This is a genomic window from Streptomyces sp. NPDC045899 (assembly GCF_056431485.1).
This window is the reverse complement of record NZ_JBWKKP010000018.1, coordinates 136,328-161,572: the sequence shown is the minus strand read 5'-3', so window position 1 is coordinate 161,572 and position 25,245 is coordinate 136,328. Positions and strand designations below refer to the sequence as shown.

The 25,245-nt window shown below is 70.1% G+C and carries 22 protein-coding genes and 1 pseudogene; 13 read left to right on the top strand and 10 right to left on the bottom strand.

The window, feature by feature from the left end:
* Positions 1-86: 86 nt before the first annotated feature.
* Positions 87-686, bottom strand: a pseudogene (locus tag AC07FT_RS25445) (SDR family NAD(P)-dependent oxidoreductase); the annotation flags it as partial.
* Between the two features lie 117 nt (positions 687-803).
* A complete protein-coding gene (locus AC07FT_RS25440) occupies positions 804-1,385 on the bottom strand; it encodes an AMIN-like domain-containing (lipo)protein (protein WP_479178213.1) in 582 nt (193 codons plus the stop codon).
* Between the two features lie 217 nt (positions 1,386-1,602).
* Between AC07FT_RS25440 and AC07FT_RS25435 the strand changes: the two genes are divergently transcribed.
* Positions 1,603-3,138, top strand: coding sequence for an alpha/beta hydrolase (locus AC07FT_RS25435; protein ID WP_479178212.1), 1,536 nt, complete (start codon positions 1,603-1,605; stop codon positions 3,136-3,138).
* 100 nt (positions 3,139-3,238) lie between these two features.
* A complete protein-coding gene (locus AC07FT_RS25430; protein WP_479178211.1) occupies positions 3,239-3,838 on the top strand; it encodes a Uma2 family endonuclease in 600 nt (199 codons plus the stop codon).
* A 100-nt stretch (positions 3,839-3,938) separates the two neighbouring features.
* On the opposite strand, the gene argS is transcribed toward AC07FT_RS25430, so the two are convergent.
* Positions 3,939-5,732, bottom strand: a complete 1,794-nt coding sequence (gene argS / locus AC07FT_RS25425; RefSeq protein WP_479178210.1) for an arginine--tRNA ligase — start codon at positions 5,730-5,732, stop codon at positions 3,939-3,941.
* 148 nt (positions 5,733-5,880) lie between these two features.
* Between argS and lysS the strand changes: the two genes are divergently transcribed.
* Positions 5,881-7,635, top strand: coding sequence for a lysine--tRNA ligase (lysS, locus tag AC07FT_RS25420; protein ID WP_479178209.1), 1,755 nt, complete (start codon positions 5,881-5,883; stop codon positions 7,633-7,635).
* An 81-nt stretch (positions 7,636-7,716) separates the two neighbouring features.
* Here the strand turns inward: lysS and AC07FT_RS25415 are convergent, their stop codons facing one another.
* From AC07FT_RS25415 to AC07FT_RS25405, 3 genes are all read right to left on the bottom strand, one after another.
* Positions 7,717-9,144, bottom strand: coding sequence for a DUF2637 domain-containing protein (locus tag AC07FT_RS25415; RefSeq protein ID WP_479178208.1), 1,428 nt, complete (start codon positions 9,142-9,144; stop codon positions 7,717-7,719).
* A gap of 87 nt (positions 9,145-9,231) precedes the next feature.
* Complete coding sequence (locus AC07FT_RS25410) at positions 9,232-10,047, bottom strand: hypothetical protein (protein ID WP_479178207.1); 816 nt, start codon at positions 10,045-10,047, stop codon at positions 9,232-9,234.
* A 144-nt stretch (positions 10,048-10,191) separates the two neighbouring features.
* Positions 10,192-11,118 (bottom strand): DUF3558 domain-containing protein, encoded by a 927-nt coding sequence (locus AC07FT_RS25405; protein WP_479178206.1) that lies wholly within the window; start codon positions 11,116-11,118, stop codon positions 10,192-10,194.
* 159 nt (positions 11,119-11,277) lie between these two features.
* Between AC07FT_RS25405 and AC07FT_RS25400 the strand changes: the two genes are divergently transcribed.
* Positions 11,278-12,471, top strand: a complete 1,194-nt coding sequence (locus AC07FT_RS25400; protein ID WP_471202762.1) for an RtcB family protein — start codon at positions 11,278-11,280, stop codon at positions 12,469-12,471.
* Positions 12,472-12,632: 161 nt separating this feature from the next.
* Here the strand turns inward: AC07FT_RS25400 and AC07FT_RS25395 are convergent, their stop codons facing one another.
* Positions 12,633-13,388: an SDR family NAD(P)-dependent oxidoreductase gene (locus tag AC07FT_RS25395; RefSeq protein WP_479178205.1), complete on the bottom strand. Its 756-nt coding sequence runs from the start codon at positions 13,386-13,388 to the stop codon at positions 12,633-12,635.
* A 221-nt stretch (positions 13,389-13,609) separates the two neighbouring features.
* On the opposite strand from AC07FT_RS25395, the gene AC07FT_RS25390 reads away from it, so the two are divergent.
* Positions 13,610-14,827: a PepSY domain-containing protein gene (locus AC07FT_RS25390; protein WP_479178204.1), complete on the top strand. Its 1,218-nt coding sequence runs from the start codon at positions 13,610-13,612 to the stop codon at positions 14,825-14,827.
* A 60-nt stretch (positions 14,828-14,887) separates the two neighbouring features.
* Here AC07FT_RS25390 and AC07FT_RS25385 read toward each other — a convergent pair whose 3' ends face one another.
* Complete coding sequence (locus AC07FT_RS25385) at positions 14,888-15,694, bottom strand: aminotransferase class IV family protein (RefSeq protein ID WP_479178203.1); 807 nt, start codon at positions 15,692-15,694, stop codon at positions 14,888-14,890.
* Positions 15,695-15,808: 114 nt separating this feature from the next.
* Here AC07FT_RS25385 and AC07FT_RS25380 point away from each other — a divergent pair, with 114 nt between their 5' ends.
* The gene (locus AC07FT_RS25380) at positions 15,809-16,153 is read left to right on the top strand and encodes a MerR family transcriptional regulator (protein WP_254746593.1); all 345 of its coding nucleotides are present in this window, start codon (positions 15,809-15,811) and stop codon (positions 16,151-16,153) included.
* A 4-nt stretch (positions 16,154-16,157) separates the two neighbouring features.
* Here the strand turns inward: AC07FT_RS25380 and AC07FT_RS25375 are convergent, their stop codons facing one another.
* Positions 16,158-16,706 (bottom strand): hypothetical protein, encoded by a 549-nt coding sequence (locus AC07FT_RS25375; RefSeq protein ID WP_479178202.1) that lies wholly within the window; start codon positions 16,704-16,706, stop codon positions 16,158-16,160.
* Positions 16,707-16,822: 116 nt separating this feature from the next.
* Between AC07FT_RS25375 and hemL the strand changes: the two genes are divergently transcribed.
* The 7 genes from hemL (at position 16,823) to ccsB (ending at position 24,683) form a co-directional block, all read left to right on the top strand.
* Positions 16,823-18,139: a glutamate-1-semialdehyde 2,1-aminomutase gene (hemL, locus tag AC07FT_RS25370; RefSeq protein ID WP_479178201.1), complete on the top strand. Its 1,317-nt coding sequence runs from the start codon at positions 16,823-16,825 to the stop codon at positions 18,137-18,139.
* An 8-nt stretch (positions 18,140-18,147) separates the two neighbouring features.
* Positions 18,148-18,834, top strand: a complete 687-nt coding sequence (locus tag AC07FT_RS25365; protein WP_471202772.1) for a histidine phosphatase family protein — start codon at positions 18,148-18,150, stop codon at positions 18,832-18,834.
* A 198-nt stretch (positions 18,835-19,032) separates the two neighbouring features.
* Entirely contained in the window at positions 19,033-20,217 is a 1,185-nt protein-coding gene (locus AC07FT_RS25360) for a polysaccharide deacetylase family protein (RefSeq protein ID WP_479178200.1), read from the top strand.
* A 130-nt stretch (positions 20,218-20,347) separates the two neighbouring features.
* Positions 20,348-20,965 (top strand): TlpA family protein disulfide reductase, encoded by a 618-nt coding sequence (locus AC07FT_RS25355; protein ID WP_479178199.1) that lies wholly within the window; start codon positions 20,348-20,350, stop codon positions 20,963-20,965.
* Positions 20,966-20,967: 2 nt separating this feature from the next.
* Positions 20,968-21,732 carry a cytochrome c biogenesis CcdA family protein gene (locus AC07FT_RS25350; protein WP_254746457.1) on the top strand — a complete coding sequence of 255 codons (765 nt, stop codon included), beginning with the start codon at positions 20,968-20,970 and terminating at the stop codon, positions 21,730-21,732.
* Positions 21,733-21,735: 3 nt separating this feature from the next.
* On the top strand, positions 21,736-23,583 hold the full coding sequence (gene resB, locus AC07FT_RS25345) for a cytochrome c biogenesis protein ResB (protein WP_479178198.1): 1,848 nt from the start codon (positions 21,736-21,738) through the stop codon (positions 23,581-23,583).
* Entirely contained in the window at positions 23,580-24,683 is a 1,104-nt protein-coding gene (ccsB, locus tag AC07FT_RS25340; RefSeq protein ID WP_479178197.1) for a c-type cytochrome biogenesis protein CcsB, read from the top strand. Before resB ends, ccsB begins: the two co-directional genes overlap by 4 nt.
* A gap of 89 nt (positions 24,684-24,772) precedes the next feature.
* Here the strand turns inward: ccsB and AC07FT_RS25335 are convergent, their stop codons facing one another.
* Positions 24,773-25,198, bottom strand: a complete 426-nt coding sequence (locus AC07FT_RS25335) for a PLD nuclease N-terminal domain-containing protein (RefSeq protein ID WP_479178196.1) — start codon at positions 25,196-25,198, stop codon at positions 24,773-24,775.
* Between the last annotated feature and the right edge of the window lie 47 nt (positions 25,199-25,245).

The window sequence follows — 25,245 nt, the reverse complement described above, 5'->3', positions numbered from 1 at the left end:
CAGCTCAACGAGACGATCGAAGGAGGGAAACGACAGCCCCGGGCCGTCACTCAGCGCTACACGCCACCTGGCCGTAGCTATACGAGAACAGGGCCGACACGGATGCCCTCGGGCCCGTAGCTGATCGCGGCGGACTCGGTCAGGCTGTTGACGGCCCGCTTGACCGCGCCGTACGCGGGCAGTGCGGCGTTGCCCCGGAAGCTGCCGACGCTGGAGTTGTTGACGATGGCACCCCGGCCCACGGTGGACTGGATGGCCTTGATCTCGGCCGCCATGGAGCGCCAGACGCCTTTGAGGCTGACAGTGGTGATCAAGTCGAAGTCGGCCTCGGTCACATCGGCCAGCGGGGCGGGCGGAATGGCGGCGCCCGCGTTGTTGAACGCGCCGTCGAGCCTGCCGTGGAGTTCGACCGTCCGGTCCACCGCCGCCTGGACACCGGTCGCGTCGGCCAGATCGCAGCACACGTAGTCGGCGGTGCCGCCCGCCGCCCGCACCTCCTCGGTCACGGCCTTGAGCTGGGGCTCGGTGCGGGCGGTCAGCACCACCGCGGCGCCCTCACGGGCGAACAGCCGGGCCGAGGCGGCGCCGATGCCCCGTCCGGCGCCGGTGATCAGGACGACCTTGCCGTCGAGCAGTCCGGGGGTCGCGGGGCGGGGGGCCATGGAGGTCTCTGCCGGTTCGGTCATGCTCCCATCCTGCTACGAGGGCGGGGCGGGCCACGGCGCGGGTCACGGGCCGGCCGGACACGGCGGCCGGCCCGTGCGGGACGGGGACGGACACGGGTCCGCCCCCGTCGTCCGGGGTCAGCGCACCGCGTTCCAGGAGTGCGCCACGTCCACGATCACGTGGCCGTCGGACTGGAACACCCGGAACGGAAGCCGGGCCCGCACGCCCAGCCCGACCTGGGTGTCGCCCTCGAAGCTGCCGCCGAACCGGGTGTCCTTGAAGGTCTTGTACCCCGTCAGGTTCACACCCGGAAGAGGCTTGCGGGCACGGCCCGGGTACGCCTCGGCCCCGGTCTCCGGGTCGTAGCTGGGTGCGGCCACCCGGATCTCCAGGACGGCGCCGCCGCCGACCGGGATCTCCTCACCGGAACCGTCCTGGTAGAGGGTGTCGACGTAACTCACCCGGTAGCCGGTCTTGTCGGCGGCCGTGGCGCCCTTGACGTCGAAGACCATGCGGTCGAAGCACTCGTGCCGACCGGTCCTGATGTTCTCCAGCGGCTTGTAGGCCGCCGTCTGCGCGCTCTTCTCGCCGCTGCCCCAGCTGGTGGCGCAGGCGGCCGCCGCCGACGGCTTGGCGGCGGCGTGCGCCGTCCCCATCGTCGTCGCCAGTCCTGCTCCCGCCAGCGCCATCGCCGCGAGCGCGGTCCCCCACCGTCGCATATCGAACCCCCATGAGAGTGGACAAGGGATGTACAAGGGGTTTGACGGACCGTAGCCGTCCGAGGTTGTGCCCATGGCGGAAACTGTCGCAAAGAGGACGATCGTGTTCCGGCCAGAGTACGCCGACCGGTGGACGGACGGGCGGGGGTTAGCCCCCAAGGGCGTCCGCCGGGTGGCCGGATGGGATCGTCAGCCCGGTTCCACGAGGCTCGATGTCATGCGAACCCTCTCCGCCAGGACCACCGCGCTCGCCCTCGCCACCGCCGCCACGGCCGCGGTGCTCACCACCGTCTCCGGCGCCGACGCGGCCGTCGGCGACCCCTCGGCCGCCGCCGGCCGGCCGCTCGACTGGGGGCCCTGTCCGGGCACCTCGTCCGATCCGCGCCAGGAGTGCGCGACGCTGAAGGTACCGCTGGACTACCGCGACCCCGACGGGAAGCGGATCTCCCTCGCCGTCTCCCGGATCGCCAGTGAACGGCCGCACGAGCGCCGGGGCGTCCTGCTGCTGATCCCGGGCGGCCCGGGGTCACCGGGCCTGGACCGGCCCACCACGTACGGCAAGCGGCTGCCCCGGTCGGTGCGGGACGCCTACGACCTCGTCGGCTTCGATCCTCGCGGTCTGGGCGCGTCCACCCGGGCCGACTGCGGGCTGTCCACCGCCGATCTGTCGCTGACCGCCTCGCGCCCCTGGCCCGCCGCCGACGGGAGCATCGCGCGGAACGTGACCACGGGACGCCGTATCGCCGACCGTTGCGCCCGCAACGGCGGTGAGTTGGTGCGCAGCCTCAGCACCGTCAACGAGGCGCGGGACATCGACAGCATCCGCCGGGCGCTCGGGGAGCGGAAGCTGTCGGCCTGGGGCACCTCCTACGGAACCTACGCGGGGTCGGTGTACGCGCAGATGTTCCCCGAGCGCACCGACCGCTGGGTGCTGGACAGCAATGACAACCCGGATCCGGAGCGGGTGGGGCGCGGCTGGCTCGCCAACTACGCCGTCGGCGTCGAGGACACCTTCCCGGACTTCGCCGCGTGGGCCTCCGCCCCCGACAGCCCGGTGCGGCTCGCCGAAACCCCCGCCGGGGTGCGCCGCCGGGTGCTGGACCTGGCCGGCCGGCTGGACGCGAAGCCGCTGGCGTGGCCCGGTGCCAACCCGCCGGAGCTGAACGGCAATGTGTTCCGCCAGAGCGTGCTCACCGCGCTGTTCTCCCGGAACGGCTTCGAGGGCCTGGCCCGGCTGATCGTGGACGCGGACGCGGGCAAGGTGCCCGGCACGATCCCGCCCGACCCCGGTCAGGACATCGCGGCGGTGTCCCTGGCGACCCTCTGCAACGATGTGGAATGGCCGCGGTCCCTGCCCGGCTACGCGCGCGATGTCGCCGCGAGCCGCGAGAGCCACCCGCTGACCGCCGGGATGCCGGTGAACGTCTCGGCGTGCGCGTTCTGGCACGACACCCCGCGCGACAAGCCGGTGCGGATCACCGACCAGGGCCCGTCGAACGTCCTGTTGGTGCAGAACAAGCGCGATGTGGCCACCCCGTACGGCGAGGCCCTGAAGCTGCGGCGCGCCTATGGCGACCGGGCGCGGATGGTCAGCGTGGACGCGATGGGCCACGGCGCGGCCTACACGGGGGGAGGCGGCAGTGCCTGTGCGGACCGCCGGGTGACCGACTTCCTGCTGACCGGTGAGCGCCCGGCCGGGGACATCACCTGCCCAGCTGTCCCCGGTCAGGGCGCCCATCACTCGGTTCGGTGAACTCCGGCGCCCTGGCTGACGCGGGCGGCGGGGGACTGCCACGGTCACGGTAGGGCGGCCGTTCCCGCGGCTAGAATTTCGTATCGCAAGGGAATACACCATGACGACATCGCTTGTCGGAAGAGAGGACATCATGGGCCTCACTCCGCCGGAGCCCGGCATGACCCCGCTTCGCAAGGCCGCCGAAGCAGCTGAGGAAGCCAGTGGCCTGCGTGCCGAGATCATCCGAGGAGTTCTCATGATGTCCCCGACCCCGCGTGGCAGGCACGCCGGGATCATCAACGCCCTTTACGACCAGCTGCGCCCCGGTATGGCGGAGCACCTGGCGCCCTACCAGGTCGCATCCGTGTCGATGCCTGGGGACAAGGACGACTACGCGACGCCTGATCTCCTGGTCTGCGACGCGGGCTTCGGCGAGTCGGACGAATGGCTGGCCGACCCCGGCGATGTCGAGCTCGTCTGCGAGGTCGTCTCCAAGGGCAACAGCTCCAAGGACACCCGGGACATGGTCGGCTGGTACGCCGACGCGGGCGTGCCGACCTATCTGATCGTCGACCCCCGGGACGGCACATGGACCCTGTACACCGTGCCCCGTGAAGGGGCCTATCAAGGAGTCCTCCACGGGTTGTACGGCGAGGACATCGAGCTGACGGCACTCGGATTGAAGATCACGACGGGGGACTTCACCCGGTACGGCTGATCCTCGCCGCGCGTCCACGGGCATGAGAGCGCCCCGCCCGCGTTCGCGACGGGGGCGGGGCGCTGTCGGCCGTACCGGAGCCCGGGGCTCCGTCAGCTGATCAGAGCCGCTCGGGGGTGCGGATACCGAGCAGGTCCATGCCCTGGTGCAGGGTGCGGGCGGTGAGCTCGCACAGGAAGAGGCGGTTCGCGACCTGGGACGGACCACCCTCGGCACTGAGCACCGGACACTGGTCGTAGAAGGTCGTGAACAGCGAGGCCAGCTGGTAGAGATACGCGGCCAGCTTGTGCGGCTCGTACCCCTTGGCGACCTCGCGCACCACCTCCGCGAACTGGTCCAGGTGCAGTCCCATGGCCCGCTCGGCCGGGGTCAGCGGCAGCTCGGGGTGGGCGACCGGCGTCTGGCCCTCACCGGCGCGGCGCAGGATCGACTTGATCCGGGCGTACGCGTACTGGAGGTACACCGAGGTGTCGCCGTGCAGCGAGACCATCTGGTCCAGGTCGAACTTGTAGTCGCGCGAGGCGGAGGTGGACAGGTCCGCGTACTTCACGGCGCCGATGCCGACCTGGGCGCCGCGCTCGGCGATCTCCTCCTCGGTCAGGCCCAGCTTCTCCTCGCTCTTCTCCCGGACGACGGCCGCCGCCCGGTCGATCGCCTCGTCCAGCAGGTCGACCAGCCGGACCGTCTCGCCCTCACGGGTCTTGAACGGCTTGCCGTCCTTGCCGAGGACCGTGCCGAAGGCGAGCTGCAGGGCATGGGTCTTCTCGTTCAGCCAGCCGATCCGGCGGGCGGTCTCGAAGACCATCTTGAAGTGCAGCGACTGCCGGGCGTCCACCACGTACAGCAGGGTGTCGGCCTGGAGGTTCTGCACCCGGTCGCGGATCGCGGAGAGGTCGGTGGCCGCGTAGCCGAAGCCGCCGTCGGACTTCTGGACGATCAGCGGGACCGGATTGCCCTCCGGGCCCTTGACGTCGTCGAAGAAGACGCAGAGCGCGCCCTCGGAGCGGACCGCGACACCGGACTCCTCCAGCAGGCGGCAGGTCTCCGCCAGCATGTCGTTGTACCCGGACTCACCGACCACGTCGGGGTCGCGGATCTCCATGTCCAGCTTGTCGAAGACCGAGTAGAAGTAGAGCTTCGACTCATCGACGAACTTCCGCCACAGGGCGATGGTCTCCTCGTCCCCGGCCTGGAGGTCGACCACCCGGCGCCGGGACCGCTCCTTGAATTCCTCGTCCGTGTCGAAGTGGGAGCGCGCGGCCTTGTAGAGGCGGTTGAGGTTGGACATGGCCTCCTCACCGGAGGTCGCCTTGTCCTTGTGGTCCAGCTCGTGCGGGTGCTCGATCAGGTACTGGATGAGCATGCCGAACTGGGTGCCCCAGTCGCCGATGTGATGGCGGCGGACCACCTTCTCGCCCGAGAACTCCAGGATCCGGACGACCGCGTCACCGATCACGGCCGACCGCAGATGGCCGACGTGCATCTCCTTCGCCACGTTCGGCTGGGCGTAGTCGATGACGGTGGTGCCCGCGTCCGGCGCGTGGGGCACGCCCAGGCGCTCGTCGGCGGCGCGCGCGGCGAGGGTGGCGGTGATGGCGGAGTCGGCCACCGTGATGTTGAGGAAGCCGGGGCCGGAGACCTCGATGTCCGCGATCACCGAATCGGGGTCGGCCGAGGTGGCGGCCACCGGGATGTGCTCCACGACCTTCGTGGCCAGCTCGCGCGGATTCCCCTTCAGCCGCTTCGCGAGCGCCAGCATCCCGTTGGCCTGGAAGTCGGCCCGGTCGCTTCGTCGCAGCAGCGGGTCGGCCGACGCGGCCTCCGGCAGGGCTGCCGAGAGGGCGTCCGAGACGCGCTGGTGGACCGTAGCGGCAAGAGAGGGAACCGAGGCCATGGGTGAGATGCCGTTCCGTAGAGGTCTGGGTTGCCGATGTGGCCAGCCCAGTATTTCACGGTGTGTCCAACCCGTTTTCCGGCCCTGTGGACAGACTGTCCACAGGGCCCCGGAGGTGCCCGTTCCGTCTGGGACAATGGGCGGTGCCATGACCGCTAGGAAGGAAGTGCCGACCGTGGCTCAGAGCACCGAGACCGACTGGGTCTCCCGATTCGCCGACGAGGTCATTGCCGAAGCGGAGCGCCGCGCCCCCGGCAAACCGATCGTCTGCGCCTCGGGACTCAGCCCGTCCGGCCCGATCCACCTCGGCAACCTGCGCGAGGTCATGACCCCGCACCTGGTCGCCGACGAGATCCGGCGCCGTGGACACGAGTGCGTCCACATCCTCTCCTGGGACGACTACGACCGGTACCGCAAGGTCCCGGCCGGGGTGGACCCGTCCTGGTCCGAGCACATCGGCAAGCCGCTCACCTCGGTCCCGGCCCCGCCCGGGTCCTCCCACGCCAGCTGGGCCGAGCACTTCAAGGCGCCGATGATCGAGGCCCTGCGGGAGATGGGCATCGAGTTCCACGGCATCAGCCAGACGGAGCAGTACACCTCGGGCACCTACCGCGAGCAGATCCTGCACGCGATGCGGCACCGCGCCCGGATCGACGCGGTGCTCGACCGGTACCGCACCAAGGACAAGCCGGGTGCGGCCAAGGGCGGCGAGAAGCAGCAGCAGAAGCCGGTCGACGAGGCCGAGCTCGCCGCCGCGGAGGGCTCCGGCGCGGCCGCCGAGGACGACGGCAGCGCGGGCAGCGCGGGTTACTACCCGTACAAGCCGTACTGCTCGGTATGTGAGCGCGATCTGACCACCGTCACCTCCTATGACGACGAGACCACCGAGCTGGGCTACACCTGCGCGTGCGGCCACGCCGAGACGGTCCGGCTCAGCGAGCACAACCGCGGCAAGCTGGTCTGGAAGGTCGACTGGCCGATGCGCTGGGCGTACGAGGGCGTGGTCTTCGAGCCCTCCGGTGTCGACCACACCTCGCCCGGCTCCTCGTTCGTCGTCGGCGGGCAGATCGTGCGCGAGGTCTTCGGCGGTGACCAGCCCATCGGCCCGATGTACGCCTTCGTCGGCATCAGCGGTATGGCCAAGATGTCGTCCTCCAAGGGCGGAGTGCCGACCCCGGCCGACGCCCTGGAGATCATGGAGGCCCCGCTGCTGCGCTGGCTGTACGCCCGCCGCCGCCCCAACCAGGCCTTCAAGATCGCCTTCGACCAGGAGATCCAGCGGACCTACGACGAGTGGGACGCGCTGGAGCGCAAGATCGCCGAGGGTTCGGCCCAGCCCGCGGATGCCGCAGCGCACAGCCGCGCGACCCGCACCGCGGGCGGGGAGCTCCCGGCCACCCCGCGTCCGCTGCCGTACCGCACGCTGGCGTCGGTGGTGGACATCACCACCGGCCATGATGAGCAGACGCTGCGGATCCTCAGCGATCTCGACCCGGAGAACCCGGTGAAGTCGCTGGAGGAGACGCGGCCGCGGCTCGACAAGGCCGAGCGCTGGATCACCACCCAGGTCCCGGCCGACCAGCGCACCCGGGTGCGCGAGGAGCCGGACACCGAGCGGCTGGCCGCACTCGGCGAGACCGAGCGCGCATCGCTGCGGCTGCTGCTGGAGGGCCTGGACGACCACTGGTCGCTGGACGGGCTGACCACCCTGGTCTACGGCGTGCCGAAGATCCAGGCGGGGCTGGCCCCGGATGCCAAGCCCACCCCGGAGCTGAAGGTCGCGCAGCGCGCGTTCTTCGCGCTGCTCTACGAGCTGCTGGTCGGCCGGGACACCGGCCCCCGGCTGCCCACGCTGCTGCTGGCGGTGGGGGCGGACCGGGTGCGCAAGCTGCTCGCGGCCTGATCGCATCGCGCGAAGGGGGCGGACCGGTTTCCCGGTCCGCCCCCTTCGGCGTGTACGGATGGACTTCCGTGGCCGGCCGCCCTACGGGATCTGCTCGGCCTGCATGCGCTCCTTGAAGTCCTTGATGTAGGCCATCAGCTCGTTGTTGTTCAGCTCGCTGATGCCGTAGGTCTCCCGGAGCAGCTGTCCGAACTGGAAGGCCGAGGGGAACCGGCGGTTGTCGGCGGTGTACTGGCGGAAGGCGCCGTAGAACACCTCGTCCTGGGGGACATCCTCCGGCAGCTGGGTCAGCGGCTGACCCACCGTCTCGTAACCGGGGTACGACTCCGGCTCGCGCTGTTCGGGGACATAGGCGCCCTGGCCGTGCAGCACGCCCTGACCGCCGAGCTGGCGCACCCGGCCGGGGCTCACGGGCACGGTCACCTGCTGCTGATCGGGCACCTCCGGCTGCTGCCCCGGCTGCGGCTGCGGTGCCGGGTCGGCGGTGACCGGCTGCTGGTACGCGGCCTGCTGGTAACCGGTCTGCTGGTAGACCGGCAGCGGCAGGGAGAGCGGCAGTTCCTGCGGTCCGGCGGGAGCCGGCGCCGGGGCCGCCGGACCGGCACCCGGGGCACCGGGCACATCGACACCGCCGGGCTGCCCGGCGGCTCCGGGGGCGGAGACCGCGCCGGGCGCGGTGGGGGCGCCCGGGGTCCCCGGCGCGCCGGTCTCGGCTCCGGGAGCGTCGTACACCGCCGCGCCGGTGGCGCCGTCCGCGCCCACCGCATCGGACGACCCCGCGCCCGTACCGGCCGGTAGTGCGGAGGGCAGGACCGCGGTCGCCTCCAGACCGGCCGCGGCCAGTCCGGCCGGGGCGGTGTCCGCCAGCGGCACCCCGTATCGCGCCAGCCGCAGCGGCATCAGCGACTCGACGGGCGCCTTGCGGCGCCAGGCGCGCCCGTAGCGGGCCCGCAGCCGGGCGCGGTAGACCAGCCGGTCCTGCTCCAGCTTGATGACCTCGTCGTAGGAGCGCAGTTCCCACAGCTTCATCCGGCGCCAGAGCCGGAAGGTGGGCACCGGCGCGAGGAGCCAGCGGGCGATGCGGACCGACTCCATATGGCGGTCGGCGGTGATGTCGGCGATCCGGCCGACCGCGTGTCGCGCCGCCTCGACGGACACCACGAAGAGCACCGGGATGACCGCGTGCATGCCGACGCCGAGCGGATCGGGCCAGGCGGCCGCGCCGTTGAAGGCGATCGTGGCGGCGGTCAGCAGCCAGGCCGTCTGGCGGAGCAGAGGGAAGGGGATCCGGATCCAGGTGAGCAGCAGATCCAGCGCGAGCAGCACGACGATCCCGGCGTCGATGCCGATGGGAAAGACGTTGGCGAAGTCCCCGAAACCCTTGTCATGTGCCAGATCGCGCACGGCCGCGTAGGAGCCGGCGAAGCCGATCGCGGCGATCACCACCGCTCCGGCGACGACCACCCCGATCAGTATTCGATGCGTGCGTGTCAATTGCATCGCGGCCACCCGCGATCCCTCCCCGTCCTTGGCAACAGCGCGCCCAGCGTCGCATACACGTCAAGCGCCGTGGACGGGAAGGGGTGGCGGGAGGGCTCAGGCGCCGCTCTTCTTCTTGCTCTTGTCGGAGGAGCCGCTGTCGCCGGACTTGTCGCCGGACTTGTCGTCCGACTTTCCGGAGCCGTTCGCGTCACTGGAGTCGCTCGACGTGCCCTTGTCGCCCTGGTCACCCTTGGCGACGGACTCCACGACCTCCTTGGCCGCGGCCTTGGCGTCCTTCATCAGATCGCCGGCATCGGGTGCCTTGGCGGTCTCGTAACCGGCACCGTCGTATTCGATCACCACGACGACGTTGGCCGTACGGGCGACGACCGTCTGGTTACGGAAGTCGTCGCCGTCCTTCTTGCTCTTGGTGCTGACCGTGGTCGCCGCGTCGCCGATGGCCCCGGCCTGCTCGGTCTTGGCGTCCTTGGCGCCGTCGGCCGTGGCGGCCTTGGTGGCCTGCTGGCCCGCGTACGCCTGGGCGCGTTTGTCCCCGGTGCCCATTCCGGAGTCGGAGTGGAAGAGCTTGAGGGAGATGGTCAGCGACCGGTACTTGAATCCGTCGAGGCCGCTCCACAGACAGCTCGCGGACGTGTTGGTGTCCGCCGAGGGCAACGCCTTGCCCTTCTTGCTCTCCGCCTTCGGCACGAGCTCGCCGACGGTCTTCCCCGACAGGGAGGTGCAGACATCGGGCAGCTTGCTGAACTTTGCTGCCGCTACGGTCGGGGTGGGACTGGGCGAGGAAGATCTGGACGGACTGTCCGCGTTCTTCTTGTCGTCATCGGAACCGGACGAGCAACCTGCCACCAGCACCACAGGTACGGTCGCGCAGGCGAGTATTCGGGCGAGTCGCGGGGCTGAACGGTGCATGGGTCCTTCGCTCATTCTCTGTCGATGGGCGGACGTACCGCCCGCGTCATTAGTCGGCACGGTACGCGGCCGACGCGCGGGCGTCCCAATCTCCGAGGTCTTCGCGGGGTGTCCGAGGTCATTCCGCGGGTGCTGCCGGGCCCGCTATTCGTTCAGGGTGTCGGTCAGCTCCTGGGCCAAGTCTTCGGCGTTTTCCTGCAGTTCTTCGCTACCGGGAATGCTCTTCTTGTCGGTCGACCACTGGTTGTAGCGAATGGTGGCAATCACATTCGAGGACCGGAACACCACGGTGATGTCACGGTGCACCCCGGAGTCCTTGGTGATCAGCTGGTCATTGAGGAAAGCGTCATCGGCGAGGTCGTCGAGACGGCGCGGTGCGGTGTCCGCGGTGTCCTCGTCCTCGGCGGCACTTTCATCGCTTTCAGGCGACTCATCACTCTTCGGGGTTTTGTCGCCCTTGCCTGACTTGCCGTCCTTCTTGCCGGTGTCGTCCGTGGCGGAGCCGGGCTCCGAACCGGCGACCGCGCCGTCGTCGCCGCTGCCGCCCTCGTCGTCGGACGCCGCGTCGGGCGTATCGGAACCGTCGCCGGTGGGCGTGGGACTGCTCGGGGCGTCCGGGATGTGCGCCGCGACGGCCTTCTCCTCGTAGGTCTCCTGTGCCCGGTCGTCATCGCTGACGGCCGGGTCGTACGAGACCACGCGCTCGAAGTCCAAGGTCAGATAGCGGGTGCCGGCGGACGTCTCCATCTTCCAGCGGCAGCCGTCGCGCCGGTCGGTGTCGAAGGTGAGCGTCGCCTGGCCCTCGTACGCCTTGTCCTCCTCCTCGCCACCGGGCAGCAGCGTCTGGAGGGTTTTGGTGCTCACGGCGTCGCACGCCTCGGGCAGTGACCGGTAGCGGCCGGGCTCGGCCGAGACCTGCTGGCCCGCGTCGTCCGAGGAGCCGTCGTCCCCGCTGGGCTCCGAGCCGGAGCCGGTGCATCCGCTGAGCCCGACGGCCGCGAGCACGCCGATGAGCACGGCGACGGCCGGGGTGGCTCGCCGTCCGTACGCCCTTCGCTGCGCTGGCTGCACTGTCCGTGTCCCTTCGAGCGAAAACTGCTTGCCGCCCGGAGGCGGTGGCTGGACACAATGTCTACCGCACGCGCTGCCGTGCCTGCCGGTCGACCGCCTTCAATGAGGCATAGGCCCGGTTTTTGCGTTTTCTGTCTTTCACGGGGGAATGGGTAAATCATGTCGTACGTCGAGGTGTCCGGGGCGAACGTCCCGATCCGTATGTGGACGGATCCCACGACGGTCGAGGACGTCGCCATGCAGCAGCTGCGCAACGTCGCCACCCTGCCGTGGATCAAGGGCCTGGCCGTGATGCCCGATGTGCACTACGGCAAGGGCGCCACGGTCGGCTCGGTGATCGCGATGCGGGGTGCGGTGTGTCCGGCGGCGGTCGGCGTCGACATCGGCTGCGGTATGTCCGCGGTCAAGACCTCGCTCACCGCGAACGACCTGCCCGGAGATCTGTCGCGGCTGCGGTCCAAGATCGAGCAGGCGATCCCGGTGGGCCGGGGGATGCACGACGATCCGGTGGACCCGGGCCGTTTGCATGGATTCCCGACCGCGACATGGGACGACTTCTGGGGGCGCTTCGACGGTGTCGCCGAGGCGGTCAAGTTCCGTCAGGACCGGGCCACCAAGCAGATGGGTTCGCTCGGTTCGGGAAACCACTTCATTGAGTTCTGTCTCGATGACGAGGGCTCGGTCTGGCTGATGCTCCACTCCGGCTCCCGCAACATCGGCAAGGAACTGGCCGAGTACCACATCGGCGAGGCCCGGAAGCTCCCGCACAACCAGAACCTGGTCGACCGCGACCTGGCCGTCTTCATCGCGGACACCCCGCAGATGGCGGCGTACCGGCACGATCTCTTCTGGGCGCAGGAGTACGCGAAGTACAACCGCTCGATCATGATGGCGCTCTTCCAGGACGTGGTCCGCCGGGAGTTCAAGAAGGCCAGGCCGGTCTTCGAGCCGGTGATCTCCTGCCACCACAACTACGTGGCCGAGGAGCGTTACGAGGACGTGGACCTGCTGGTCACCCGCAAGGGCGCGATCCGCGCGGGCAGCGGTGACTACGGGATCATCCCGGGCTCGATGGGCACCGGTTCGTACATCGTGCGCGGCCTGGGGAACGCGGCGTCGTTCAACTCGGCCTCGCACGGCGCGGGCCGGAGGATGAGCCGCAACGCGGCGAAGAAGCGCTTCTCGACACGGGACCTGGAGGAGCAGACGCGGGGCGTGGAGTGCCGTAAGGACTCCGGCGTCGTGGATGAGATCCCGGGTGCGTACAAGCCGATCGAGAAGGTCATCGACCAGCAGCGGGACCTCGTCGAGGTGGTGGCGAGGCTCAAGCAGGTGGTGTGTGTGAAGGGCTGACGGCCCGATCCGGGAAGTGGTGTCCCGGACCGGGCGGAGACCCGGTCCGGACGACGGGCCGGGCCGGGGTGCCCGGCCCCGCGACGGGGGTGGGGGCCGGGCACCTGTGCGTTCTTCCCGACCGGCTGGTCCGGGGCCCGCTTCCGCGGGCCCTTTTCCGGTCAGCGCTCGCGGTGGACCTTGTGCTGGGCTGCCTGGGCGCGGGGCCGGACCACCAGCAGATCGATGTTCACGTGGGAGGGCCGGGTGACGGCCCACTCCACGGTGTCGGCGACGTCGTCCGCGGTGAGCGGCTCGGCGACGCCCTCGTAGACGGCCGCGGCCTTCGACGCGTCACCGCGGAACCGCTTCACCGCGAACTCGTCCGTCTTGACCATGCCCGGCGCGATCTCGATGACCCGCACCGGCTCACCGCACAGTTCCAGCCGCAGGGTGGCGGCGATGGCGTGCGCCCCGTGCTTGGCGGCCACGTATCCGCCGCCGCCCTCGTACGCGAGATGGCCCGCCGTCGAGGACATCACGACGACCGTGCCGTCGCCGGACGCGGTGAGCGCGGGCAGCAGGGCCTGGGTGACCTGGAGGACGCCCAGTACATTCACCTCGAACATCGCCCGCCAGTCGTCCGGCTCGGCCTTGGCGACGGTCTCGGTGCCGACGGCGCCGCCCGCGTTGTTCACCAGGACGTCGCAGCGGTCGAGGGAGGCGGCGAACGCGTTCACGGCCTCGCGGTCGGTGACGTCCAGGATGTGCGCCTGGGCCTCGTGGCCCGCCTCCGTCAGCTCGGCGGCGAGCGCTTCGATCCGGTCCGCGCGGCGCGCGGTGAGGACGACGCGGAAACCGGCGGCGGCGAGCCGGCGGGCGGTCGCGGCGCCGATGCCGCTGCTGGCGCCGGTGATGACTGCGGTACGGGTGGTCATCGGCCCTCCTGTGACGTATCCGATGGCGAGCTTCGCGCCTGGATGCGGACTGCTCCGTCCGCGCATGATCCGTACGCAGGATATGACGGTCAGATTTTCCTCCAATCAGGGGACTCAAGATCGGAAACCGCTACGGGCTCGGGGGCCTGGGGAAGGGAGCACAGCGACCGGCGTGGCGCCGGCGGAGGAGCATCCCCATGCCCAAGGAGTGAATTCAGCCCATGACGCAGCAGAACAGATTCATGCAGCGGCCCCGTCGGTCCTTCCGCCGCTGGGGCGTCGTCTCGGCAAGTGCCGTCGCGGCGGCGGCGCTGGTGACCGGCGCTCCGACGGCCGCGTGGGCCACGGCCTCGCACCCGAAGTCGAACGGTTCGTGCGAGCAGCGGTCCCAGGAGCCGCGGAAGCACCATGAGCACGGGCATGAACATGGGGATGGCCGTCAGCAGGAGCAGAGCGAGCAGAGCGAGCAGCGTGAGCAGCGCGAGGAGCACGGCCAGCGCGAGCACCACGGGCAGCACGAGCAGCAGCGCGAGCAGAGCGGCCCGCGCGAGCAGCAGGGGCAGCAGGAGGAACAGCGCGAGGAGCAGGGGGACAACGGCCAGCGCGAGCAGTACGGCGAGAACGGCGAGGGCCGCTACGACAGCGGTCGCCATGACGAGGGTCGTGACGACCAGGGCCGTGACGACCAGGGTCGTGACGACCAGGGCCGTGACGACCAGGGTGGTTACGACCAGGGCCGTGACGACCAGGGCCGTGACGACCAGGGCCGCGACGACCAGGGCCGCGACGACCAGGGTGGTTACGACCAGGGCCGCGACGACCAGGGCCGTGACGACCAGGGTGGTTACGACCAGGGCCGTGATGACCAGGGCCGCTACGACGAGGGCCGTGACGACCAGGGCCGCTACGACGAAGGCCGCGACGACCAGGGCCGCTACGACGAGGGCCGTGACGACCAGGGCCGTGACGAGGCCGGCACCCGCGACGAGGGCCACTACGGGGACGGACCCCAGCTGCGTGCCATGCCCCAGGCCGCACCGCAGGCGCAGGACCGCAGCGCGATGCGTCCCGCCCACGGCGACCACCACGGTGACCCGTCTCACCACCAGGACCACCAGACCCACAAGGCTCCGAAGGCCGAGGAGAAGAAGCACAACGGCTCTGTGACCCTCGCCGACGCGCTCCGGATCGCCGAGTGCGAGGTCGGGGGCCGGGCCGTCAGCGCCGAGCTGGTCGAGGACTGCCCCCCGGAGGACGCGCAGCACAAGGCCGACAGGGCTCCTCAACACCAGAAGAAGCGCCTGGTGTGGGCGGTCGAGGTCGAGTGTGACCACGTCGTCAAGCGGGTGCAGATCGACCCGAAGACCGGCTGTGTGCTGAGCACCACCCAGGTGGAGAAGCACAACGACCACGCCGGGCACGGTCACCACGGCGGCTGAGCGCCAGATCATGGATGACGCCCGGCGGGGGCAGCCCCGGCCGGGCGTCATGCCGTTGTCTCACGGCGCGATGAGCGGTTCGGCCTCGTAGGCCCGGTGCAGCAGCTCCAGGAAGGCGGGCGCCTCGGGGACGGACGTCCCGTCGACGCGGTTCACGGAGACCCCCGGTGTCCAGGAGTTCATGACCACGGCCCCCGCCAGCCCCGGCAGATCGGCGAGCGTGATCTCCGCGTCCCGCTGCGGCGCCCCGAGCCGCTCCAGCTGACGCCGGAGGATCCCCATCGTCACCCCGCCCAGTACGTCGGCCACGGGCCACACCACGGCGGAGCCGTCCCAGAAGGCCAGGTTCCAGATCGACGCCTCGCTGAGCCGTCCCCGCCGGTCGACGAAGGCGGTGTCGTCGAAGCCGCGCCGCACCGCCTGCCGCGGGTAGTACGTCTTGGCCACCTCACCGACGTGTTTCACGGCCGGGAGGACCCGCTCGTACTCCACGGTCTCCATGGCCAGCGGTCCCGCGGGCCCGTCCGCGGGCGGCCCCGTGCTGACCAGCAGGTCGAGCTCCGGCCCGATCTCGTCCGTGCTGAACTCGCCGACGGGGGAGTACACCGTGGCCCTCAGCGAGACATCGGACGCCCCGCCCGCCTCCAGCGCGGCCCGCAGGAGCTCACGCACCCGCTCGTCCGGCAGCGCCGTCCCGAACATCTCCTCCGAGGCCGCCCGCAGCCGGCGCAGATGGAGATCGAGCCCCCGCACCCCGCCCTCACGCACCTGCGCCGCGGTGAAGTGGGCGTACCCCGCGAACGCGAGCGGCGCCAACTCCTCGACGGACGCCGCCACCCCATTGCGCTGAACGACATACCTGCTCATAGCTCACCCCGTTGACCCGTTGGAACGCCCCGGCGCGGAATGCCCACGCCCACGGCGACGTTAAGCCTTCACATCGATGACAAGGTCAACTCCGAAGGGGACGGGACGGACCGGATGCTGATCGGAGAGCTCTCCCGGCGCACCGGCGTCAGCCGCCGCCTGCTGCGCTACTACGAGCAGCAGGGCCTCCTCACCGCCCGCCGCGGCTCCAACGGCTACCGTGCGTACGACGAGGACGCGGTGCTCACCGTCCACCAGGTCCGCGGTCTCCTGGAGGCGGGCCTGTCCACCGAGGTCATCCGCGATGTCCTGCCCTGCGTCCGGGGCGAGCAGCCGCACTTCGAATGGTGCGCGGATCTGCGCTCCACGCTGGCACGGGAGTTGACGGCCACCGACGACCGCATCGCGACCCTCCAGCGCCGCCGCGAAACTCTGGCGGACTACCTGTCCCGGCCCTGAAGCGTCACGGCCACACCAGGCAGTACGGCTGGTGTCCCGCCTCGTGCAGCCGATGGCTGAAGTCCTGCCACTCGTGGAGGAGTTGGTAGACGGTGAAGGCGTCGCGGGGGCCGCCGCGGTCGGGGACGGTGGACCAGATGAAGGCGGCGGCGCCGACCGCTTCCTCGCCCACGCCGCGCAGCGGGTCGACGGCGGTCATCGGGAGCTTGACGACGGCGTAGTCGGGGTGGAGGACGACCAGTTCGAGCGGGGGGACCTTGTGGAGGGGGACGCCCTCGATACCGGTGAGGACCATCGCGGCCACCGTCTCCGGCTTGATCTTGGTGAACATGCCGTGGCCTAGCTCGTCACCGCCGAGTTCCTCGGGGCGCATGGAGATGGGCACCCGCGCCGCGGTGGCCCCGTCGGGCGCGCCGAAGTACTTGTAGGTCACCCCCATGCGGCCCCCGCTTCTGCTTGCCCTGCCCGCATTCTCCCGCCGATGGCGTCCGGGGCGGGCACGCTCGGGGCCTCGGTCGTCAGTCCCCTCACCCAAATCGCCACCGCGATGCATATCTCCACCCGACCACTCGCGGCCACCACCGCGCAACCCGATCAATGTGAGAGAGACCTCCCCCGCACCGGAGCGGTGAAACGCCCCACGGCAGGACTCCGTCAGCCTCTGACAACATGGCTTGCGTGAGCTATCCGTACGCAGCCCCAGTTTCGCAGACGCTTTTCGATCGCGCGGCGGTCGTGACGCCCGGCGGCGTGAACTCTCCGGTGCGGGCCTTCCGCGCCGTGGGAGGTACGCCCCGATTCATGGTGTCCGGTGCCGGTCCGTACCTCACGGATGCCGACGGAAGGGAGTATGTCGACCTCGTGTGCTCGTGGGGACCGATGATCCTCGGCCATTCCCACCCCGAGGTCACGGCGGCCGTGCAGGCCGCCGTCGCACGCGGTACGTCCTTCGGTACGCCCGGTGAGGGCGAGGTGGAGCTCGCCGAGGAGATCGTGGGCCGGGTCGGGCCCGTCGAGCAGGTGCGCCTGGTGTCGTCGGGCACCGAGGCGACGATGTCGGCGATCCGGCTGGCCCGCGGGTTCACCGGCCGGGCCAAGGTGATCAAGTTCGCCGGGTGCTACCACGGGCACGTGGACGCGCTGCTGGCGTCGGCCGGGTCCGGTGTGGCGACCTTCGGACTGCCGGACACCCCCGGGGTGACGGGCGCGCAGGCGGGGGAGACCGTCGTGCTGCCGTACAACGACCTGGAGGCGGTGCGGCAGGCGTTCGCCGCGCACCCGGGCGAGATCGCCTGTGTGATCACCGAGGCGTCGCCGGGCAACATGGGCGTGGTGCCGCCGCTGCCGGGGTTCAACGCCGGACTCAAGCAGCTGTGCGCGGAGAACGGCGCGCTGTACGTCTCCGACGAGGTCATGACCGGCTTCCGGGTCTCCCGGGCGGGCTGGTACGGCCTCGACGGCGTGGAGCCGGACCTGATGACCTTCGGCAAGGTGATGGGCGGCGGCTTCCCGGCCGCGGCCTTCGGCGGGCGCGCCGATGTGATGGCGCGGCTGGCCCCGGCCGGACCGGTGTACCAGGCGGGCACGCTGTCCGGTAACCCGGTCGCGACGGCCGCCGGGGTGGCGCAGCTGCGGCTGCTGGACGACGCGGCGTACGGACAGGTCGACGCCTTCTCCGAGCGGCTGCGGTCGCTGGTGACGGAGGCGCTCGCCAAGGAGGGCGTGGAGCACCGCCTCCAGGTCGCGGGCAACATGTTCTCGGTCTTCTTCACCGGTGCGGACGTCACCGACTACGAGAAGGCCAAGGCGCAGCAGGCGTTCCGCTTCACCGCGTTCTTCCACTCGATGCTGTCGCAGGGGGTGTACCTGCCGCCGTCCGCCTTCGAGTCGTGGTTCGTCTCCACGGCCCATGACGACCGGGCGCTCGAGCGGGTGGCCGCGGCTCTGCCGGGGGCGGCGCGGGCCGCCGCCGAGGCGACTGAATGATGGGTGACATGACTCAGAGCGAGAACGAGATCACCGTCGTCCATGTGATGCGCCACGGTGAGGTGGAGAACCCGGAGGGTGTGCTGTACGGGCGGCTGCCCGGGTACCACCTCTCCGAACTGGGCCGGCGGATGGCCGACCGGGTCGCCGAGCATCTGGCCGACCGTGACATCACCCATGTCGTCGCCTCCCCGCTGGAGCGGGCGCAGGAGACGGCGGAGCCGATCGGCAAGACGCACGGTCTGGACGTGGCGTCGGACCGGCGGCTGATCGAGGCGGCGAACGCCTTCGAGGGCAAGACCTTCGGCGTGGGTGACGGCGCGCTGCGCAAGCCCGCCAACTGGCGCCATCTCACCAACCCCTTCCGCCCTTCCTGGGGTGAGCCGTACATCGACCAGGTGGTGCGGATGATGGCGGCGCTGGGCGCGGCGCGGGACGCGGCGCGCGGCCATGAGGCGGTGTGCGTGAGCCATCAGCTGCCGATCTGGATCGTGCGCAGCTTCGTGGAGCGGCGGCGGCTGTGGCACGACCCGCGCAAGCGGCAGTGCACGCTGGCGAGCCTCACCAGCTTCACCTACCGCGGTGACCAGATCGTGGCGGTCGGCTACAGCGAACCGGCCCGTGATCTCGTCCCGGCGCATCTGCTGGCGGGCGCCAAGCCGGTGAAAGGGGCGTCCAAAGGGTTCGGCGCCTGATCAACTCATGGCACGCGCATAAGGCTCCGACGGATTTCCCGGCGTATCGGTTCCAATGCGCGCGGTAATCGCCTGAAGACAATGTGTTGCTTGTGTAATTGACCGCGTCCCTCCGGAACCCCGCTATTCGTCTCGTCATCTCAAGGGTTGTCCGCCAGCCCCGGACAACCAGTACGGCGAGTGCGAATTGAGGACGTTATGCGTGAGGTCAGCCGGAGGGGGATCCTCGGTCTTGGTGCGGGAGCGGTGGCGTCACTTGCTGTCGCCGGCTGCTCCTCGCCAGGGTCCTCCACCAAGCCCAAGCCGCGGGAGACGCAGCAGGCGAAGCCGATCGGCGACGGTTCGACCTCCCGGGGCGCCCAGCGGCCCAAGGAGCCGAAGCCGGAGCGGCTGGAACGCGGCCAGAAGCCCCCGCAGTTCGTGATCTTCTCGTGGGACGGCGCGGGAGAGGTCGGCAACGGTCTCTTCCCGCGGTTCCGCAAGCTGGCCAAGGACCACGGCGCGACCATGACCTTCTTCCTCTCCGGCATCTACTGCCTGCCGGAGTCGAAGAAGTCGATGTACCGGCCGCCGAACAACCCGGTCGGCGCCTCCGACATCGGCTACCTCACCGATGAGCACATCAGGGCGACGCTGGAGAACGTGCGGAAGGCGTGGCTGGAGGGCCATGAGATCGGCACCCACTTCAACGGCCACTTCTGCGCCGGAAGCGGTTCGGTCGAGCGCTGGACGCCGGCCCAGTGGGAATCCGAGATCGAGCAGGCTGTGTCCTTCGTCACGAAGTGGCGGACGAACACCGGCTTCAAGGACCTCGATCCGCTGCCCTTCGACTACCGCAAGGAACTCATCGGCGGCCGCACCCCCTGTCTGAAGGGTCAGGACAACCTGCTGCCGACGGCCAGGAAGCTGGGCTGGCGCTATGACGCGAGTTCGCCCGGCGGCCGACAGGTGTGGCCTTCGAAGAAGCAGGGACTGTGGGACTTCCCGTTGCAGCAGATTCCCTTTCCCGGGCACTCCTTCGAAGTGCTTTCGATGGACTACAACATCCTGGCCAACCAGTCGCGCAATTCCACGAACGCGCCGGCGGCCAACTACCCGGGCTGGCGCAAGCAGGCCACCGGGGCGTACCTAGCCGGATTCCGGCGCGCCTATGAGGGCAATCGCGCGCCGTTGTTCATCGGAAACCACTTCGAGCAGTGGAACGGCGGTATCTACATGGATGCCGTCGAGGAAGCGCTGAAGCATATGGCGGACGAGAAGCACAAGGATGTGCGGCTGGTCTCCTTCCGGCAGTTCACCGACTGGATGGACGCCCAGGACCCGGCGGTACTGCAGGAGCTGCGCTCGTTCGAGGTGGGCGAGACCTGGCGGGCCAACCGCTGACCGGTCGGCGGCCGCCGACCGGTCGCCGGGCGGGTGTCGGTGGTCCGGGTCGTGGGTGGGGAACGGCCCGGACCGCCAGGCCGAAGGGGGGTGGCGAAGATCCCCAAAAGGTCCATGCGAAACTTTTCACATGAGTGCCTGCCGCGCCCCTCGGCGCCTCGCGACCCGACGTCGCGCAACCGTGCTGGCCACTGGGGCCGCGGTTGCCGCGCTGACCCTTACCGCCTGCGGTTCCGGCGGCACCTCGGGCGGCTCCTCCGACACCAAGTTCGTCCAGGGCAAGGGCGGCGTGGACACCGTGCCCAGGGGACAGCGCACCGAGGCCCCCGAGCTGTCGGGCACGACCCTCGAGGACGAGCAGCTCGATGTGGCCGACCTCAAGGGCAAGATCGTCGTCCTGAACGTCTGGGGCTCGTGGTGCGCGCCGTGCCGGGCGGAGGCGCCCAATCTCGCCAAGGTCGCGAAGGACACCAAGCGCGACGGCGTGGAGTTCGTGGGGATCAACACGCGGGACAACGACCGCGCCCCCGCCCGTAGGTTCGAGAAGGCGTTCGGCGTCGAGTACCCGAGCCTGTACGACCCGATGGGCAAGCTGATGCTGCGCTTCCCCAAGGGCAGCCTCAACCCGCAGGCCATCCCCTCCACCATCGTCCTGGACCGGGACGGCAGGATCGCGGCCCGTACGCTCACCGCGCTGAGCGAGGAGCGGCTCCGCTCGATGCTCGACCCGCTGATCGCGGAGAAGTGAGCGTGAGCACACTCGCCGCCGTCGCCGGATACAACGAGACCGTGATGACGGGGGGACTGCTGGTCTCCCTGCCGATCGCCGTCTTCGCCGGACTCGTCTCCTTCTTCTCCCCCTGTGTGCTGCCGCTGGTGCCCGGCTACATGTCGTACGTCACGGGGATCACCGGTGCCGATCTCGCCGAGGCCCGGCGCGGCCGGATGCTCGCGGGCGCCTCTCTCTTCGTCCTCGGGTTCAGCGCGGTCTTCGTCTCCGGCGGGGCCCTGTTCGGCAACTTCGGCAATGACCTCCAGGCGCACCGGGAGACCCTGAGCAAGGTCCTCGGGGTGATCACCATCGTGCTGGGCCTGGCCTTCATGGGGATCCTCAAGGGGTTCGGGCAGCGGGAGTTCCGCTTCCACATCAAGCCGACCATGGGGCTGGCGGGCGCACCGGTGCTGGGGGTCCTGTTCGGTGTCGGATGGACGCCGTGTCTCGGGCCGACGCTCAGCGCCGCCACCAGCCTCGCCTTCCAGCAGGGGACAGCGGCGCGCGGTGCGCTGCTGGTCGCCGCCTACTGCCTGGGGCTGGGCCTGCCGTTCATAGCGGTCGCCCTCGCCTACCGCCGAATGCTCGGCGCCTTCGGCTGGGTCAAGCAGCACTACGTCTGGGTGATGCGGGCCGGTGGCGGACTGCTGATCACCCTGGGGGTGCTGATGCTCACCGGTGTCTGGGACACCATGATGAGCGAAATGCAAAGCTGGGCCGCGGGCTTCAACGTTGGGATCTGATCGATGTCCACCACCGATACCGACACCGCGGCCGATACGGCGGGCGGCGCCAGCGCGGAGGAGCGCGAACTGGGCGCGGCCGGTTCACAGCTGTCCACGGCACCGTCCGAGGAGATCAGCCTCCCCTCGCTGGGGCTGCTGGGCTGGGTCCGCTGGTTCTGGCGCCAGCTGACCTCGATGCGGGTGGCGCTGCTGCTGCTCTTCCTGCTCTCGCTCGGCGCGATCCCCGGTTCGCTGATCCCGCAGACCAGCATCGATCAGCTCAAGGTCCAGACCTTCAAGGACGACCACCCGACGCTGACACCGGTCTACGAGAAGCTCCAGCTGTTCCACGTCTACAGCTCGGTGTGGTTCTCGGCGATCTACATCCTGCTGTTCATCTCGCTGATCGGCTGCATCGTGCCGCGCACCTGGCAGTTCATCGGCCAGCTGCGCGGCCGTCCGCCGGGCGCCCCGCGCCGCCTCACCCGGCTGCCGGCCTATACGACCTGGCGCACCGACGCCGAGCCGGAGGAGGTGCTCCGCGCCGCCCGCCGGGTCATGAAGGGGCGCCGCTTCCGCACCGAGAGCGCGGGTGACGCGGTCGCCGCGGAGAAGGGCTATCTGCGCGAGGTGGGCAACCTCGTGTTCCACATCTCGCTGATCGTGCTGCTGGTGTCCTTCGCGGCGGGACAGCTGTGGAAGGTCGAGGCCAGCAAGCTGGTCGTGGAGGGCGACGGCTTCGTCAACAGCGCGGTGAGCTTCGACGACCTCAAGACGGGCCAGCTGTTCGACAAGGACGACCTGGCCCCGTTCGGCTTCGAGCTCGACGACTTCCGCGCGACCTACGAACGCAGCGGTCCGCAGATGCGCACCCCGCGCACCTTCAGCGCGGACGTGACCTACTGGCAGGGCGCGGACGGTGCCGAGCGCAAGGCCCGGATCAAGGTCAACGAGCCGCTCGAGGTCTCGGGCTCCAAGGTCTACCTGCTGAACCACGGCTACGCCCCGGTGGTCACCGTCAGGGACGGGGAGGGCGAGGTCGCCTACAAGGGGCCGGTGGCCGGTCTGCCGATCGACGGGGCCAACCTCACCGAGAGCATGGTCATCAAGGTCCCGGACTACCGCAACAAGGCGGGCAAAAAGGACCAGATCGCCTTCCAGGGCCAGTTCCTGCCCACCTGGGTGCGCAGCCAGGGGATGTTCTCCGTCTTCCCCGCGCTGGACAACCCGACGCTGGTGCTCACCGCCTACCACGGCAGCCTGGGCATCAACGGCGGTACGCCGCAGAGCGTGTACCAGCTGGACAAGTCGCGGATGAAGCAGTTCATGGAGTCCGACGGCAAGACCAAGTACGCCCGCGCGCTGGCGGTCGGCGACTCCATGAAGCTGCCCGACGGCGCGGGCTCCCTGAAGTTCGAGGGGGTCAAGGAGTGGGCCAGCTTCCAGGTCTCGCACAAGCCCGGTACCGAGGGCGCCCTGATCGGCGCCGTGGCCGCCCTGGTGGGTCTGGCCGCCTCCCTGTTCATCCAGCGCCGCCGGGTGTGGGTGCGCGCGGTGACCGGCAAGGACGGCACCACCGTGGTCGAGATGGCCGGGCTCGGCCGCAGCGAGTCCGCCAAGCTGCCGGAGGAGCTCGCCGATCTGGCGGTCCGCCTCCAGGCCGACGCGCCGCCCGCGCCGGAAGCCGACGCGCCCCCCGCGTCGGAGGCCGCAACCTCCCCCGCGTCCGGGACGGAACCGGAACGCCAACCGGAACCCGCACCGGAATCGAAGCCGGAACCCGAGTCGGAGGGTGAACCGGAATCCGATCCGGCACCCGGGGCCGACGGCACGGATCCCGCAGATCCATCCGAAGGAGCGCACGCGTGAACCTCGCCGCCGAAGTCAACGAGACACTGGCGCACTACAGCAATGTGCTGATCTATTCGGCGATGGCGGTCTACACCCTCGCCTTCCTCGCTCATATCGCCGAGTGGGTGTTCGGCAGCCGCAGTGCCGTCGGCCGCACCGCCGCCGCGATCACCGCCGAGGCGGCCGCCGCCCCGCGTGCCCAGGTCACCGTCCAGGTCGGCGGGAACACCGCCGAGAAGGGCGGTACCGCGGTCCTGGAGCGGCCCAAGGTGATCACCCGCTCCGCCGCGGGCAGCCGGGACGTCCCGGACGGTCCGGGTGCCGCCGGGGGCAGTGAACAGGGCGATGTCTACGGCCGGATCGCGGTCGGTCTGACCGTGCTGGCCCTGCTCTTCCACGCCGGGGGCGTGCTCACCCGCGCCCTGTCGGTGCAGCGGGCCCCGTGGGGCAACATGTACGAGTTCTCCACGACCTTCGCCCTGGTCGCGGTCGTCACGTACCTCACCCTGCTGGCGCTGAAGAAGAACGTGCGCTGGATCGGTCTGCCCCTGGTCACCACGGTCCTCCTCGACCTCGGGCTCGCCGTCTCCGTCCTGTACACCGACAGCGACCAGTTGGTCCCCGCGCTGCACTCCTACTGGCTGTGGATCCACGTCAGCTGCGCGATCGTCTCCGGCGCCTCGCTCTACATCGGCGCCGTCTCCACGCTGCTCTACCTCTTCCGTGACCGGTACGAGGCGCAGCTGGAGAACCCCAAGGGGAAGAAGTTCGGCCGGTTCGCCTCCTCGGTCCTGGAGCGGGTGCCCTCGGCGGCGTCCCTGGACAAGTTCGCGTACCGGATCAACGCCACGATCTTCCCGCTGTGGACGTTCACGATCATCGCGGGCGCGATCTGGGCGGAGGCGGCCTGGGGCCGTTACTGGGGCTGGGACCCCAAGGAGGTCTGGTCCTTCATCACCTGGGTCGCCTACGCCGGCTACCTGCACGCCCGGGCCACCGCGGGCTGGAAGGGCCGTAAGGCCGCCTACCTCGCGCTGATCGCGTTCGGCTGCTACCTGTTCAACTACTACGGCGTGAACATCTTCGTCACCGGCAAGCACTCCTACGCCGGGGTCTGACCGCCGGACGATCCGCTCCGGCGGGTCGACGTCTCACGGCGGGGAGGGGCGCGAGCACATCGGCTCGCGCCCCTCCCCGCCGTGTCGTCTCACTCGTTCGTGTCCCCGGGGGCCTCGCCCTTGCGGCGCAGCTCCTCCTCGCGGCGGCGCAGATCGGCCTCCCAGCTCTTCAGCCGCTGCTCGTCGTCCTCCGCGGGCCGCTCTGCCGCCTCCTGCGCTTCCCCGCTGTCCTGCTGGTCCTGCTGTCCTCCGAGGGACTTCAGGAACTCGGGGTTGTCATCCGGTGCGACCCAGCCGCCGCCCCCGCGCGCGCCGCCCCGGACCCCGCCGCCCACCGCGCGCTTACGGCCCGCGATCAGCCAGGAGACCGAGCCGACGACCGGGAACAGCAGCACCAGAATCGCCCAGATCGGCTTGGGGAGATAGCGGATGTCCTGCTCGTCGGTGGTGATGCAGTCGATGAACGCGTAGATGCTGAGTGCCAGCGGCACCAGGATCATCAGCACCCGGAGCATGAGGCGATCCCCCTGCGTGTGGTGTTCGGGGCCGAAGGCACGGGCCC

Excerpts from the sequence above, each read along its gene's own strand:
- AC07FT_RS25440 (WP_479178213.1), bottom strand. The coding sequence starts at position 1,385 with ATGCGACGGTGGGGGACCGCGCTCGCGGCGATGGCGCTGGCGGGAGCA.
- AC07FT_RS25435 (WP_479178212.1), top strand. The coding sequence starts at position 1,603 with ATGCGAACCCTCTCCGCCAGGACCACCGCGCTCGCCCTCGCCACCGCC.
- AC07FT_RS25430 (WP_479178211.1), top strand. The coding sequence starts at position 3,239 with ATGACGACATCGCTTGTCGGAAGAGAGGACATCATGGGCCTCACTCCG.
- argS (WP_479178210.1), bottom strand. The coding sequence starts at position 5,732 with ATGGCCTCGGTTCCCTCTCTTGCCGCTACGGTCCACCAGCGCGTCTCG.
- lysS (WP_479178209.1), top strand. The coding sequence starts at position 5,881 with ATGACCGCTAGGAAGGAAGTGCCGACCGTGGCTCAGAGCACCGAGACC.
- AC07FT_RS25410 (WP_479178207.1), bottom strand. The coding sequence starts at position 10,047 with ATGCACCGTTCAGCCCCGCGACTCGCCCGAATACTCGCCTGCGCGACC.
- AC07FT_RS25400 (WP_471202762.1), top strand. The coding sequence starts at position 11,278 with ATGTCGTACGTCGAGGTGTCCGGGGCGAACGTCCCGATCCGTATGTGG.
- AC07FT_RS25395 (WP_479178205.1), bottom strand. The coding sequence starts at position 13,388 with ATGACCACCCGTACCGCAGTCATCACCGGCGCCAGCAGCGGCATCGGC.
- AC07FT_RS25390 (WP_479178204.1), top strand. The coding sequence starts at position 13,610 with ATGACGCAGCAGAACAGATTCATGCAGCGGCCCCGTCGGTCCTTCCGC.
- AC07FT_RS25385 (WP_479178203.1), bottom strand. The coding sequence starts at position 15,694 with ATGAGCAGGTATGTCGTTCAGCGCAATGGGGTGGCGGCGTCCGTCGAG.
- AC07FT_RS25380 (WP_254746593.1), top strand. The coding sequence starts at position 15,809 with ATGCTGATCGGAGAGCTCTCCCGGCGCACCGGCGTCAGCCGCCGCCTG.
- AC07FT_RS25375 (WP_479178202.1), bottom strand. The coding sequence starts at position 16,706 with ATGCATCGCGGTGGCGATTTGGGTGAGGGGACTGACGACCGAGGCCCC.
- hemL (WP_479178201.1), top strand. The coding sequence starts at position 16,823 with ATGGCTTGCGTGAGCTATCCGTACGCAGCCCCAGTTTCGCAGACGCTT.
- AC07FT_RS25365 (WP_471202772.1), top strand. The coding sequence starts at position 18,148 with ATGACTCAGAGCGAGAACGAGATCACCGTCGTCCATGTGATGCGCCAC.
- AC07FT_RS25360 (WP_479178200.1), top strand. The coding sequence starts at position 19,033 with ATGCGTGAGGTCAGCCGGAGGGGGATCCTCGGTCTTGGTGCGGGAGCG.
- AC07FT_RS25355 (WP_479178199.1), top strand. The coding sequence starts at position 20,348 with ATGAGTGCCTGCCGCGCCCCTCGGCGCCTCGCGACCCGACGTCGCGCA.
- resB (WP_479178198.1), top strand. The coding sequence starts at position 21,736 with ATGTCCACCACCGATACCGACACCGCGGCCGATACGGCGGGCGGCGCC.
- AC07FT_RS25335 (WP_479178196.1), bottom strand. The coding sequence starts at position 25,198 with ATGCTCCGGGTGCTGATGATCCTGGTGCCGCTGGCACTCAGCATCTAC.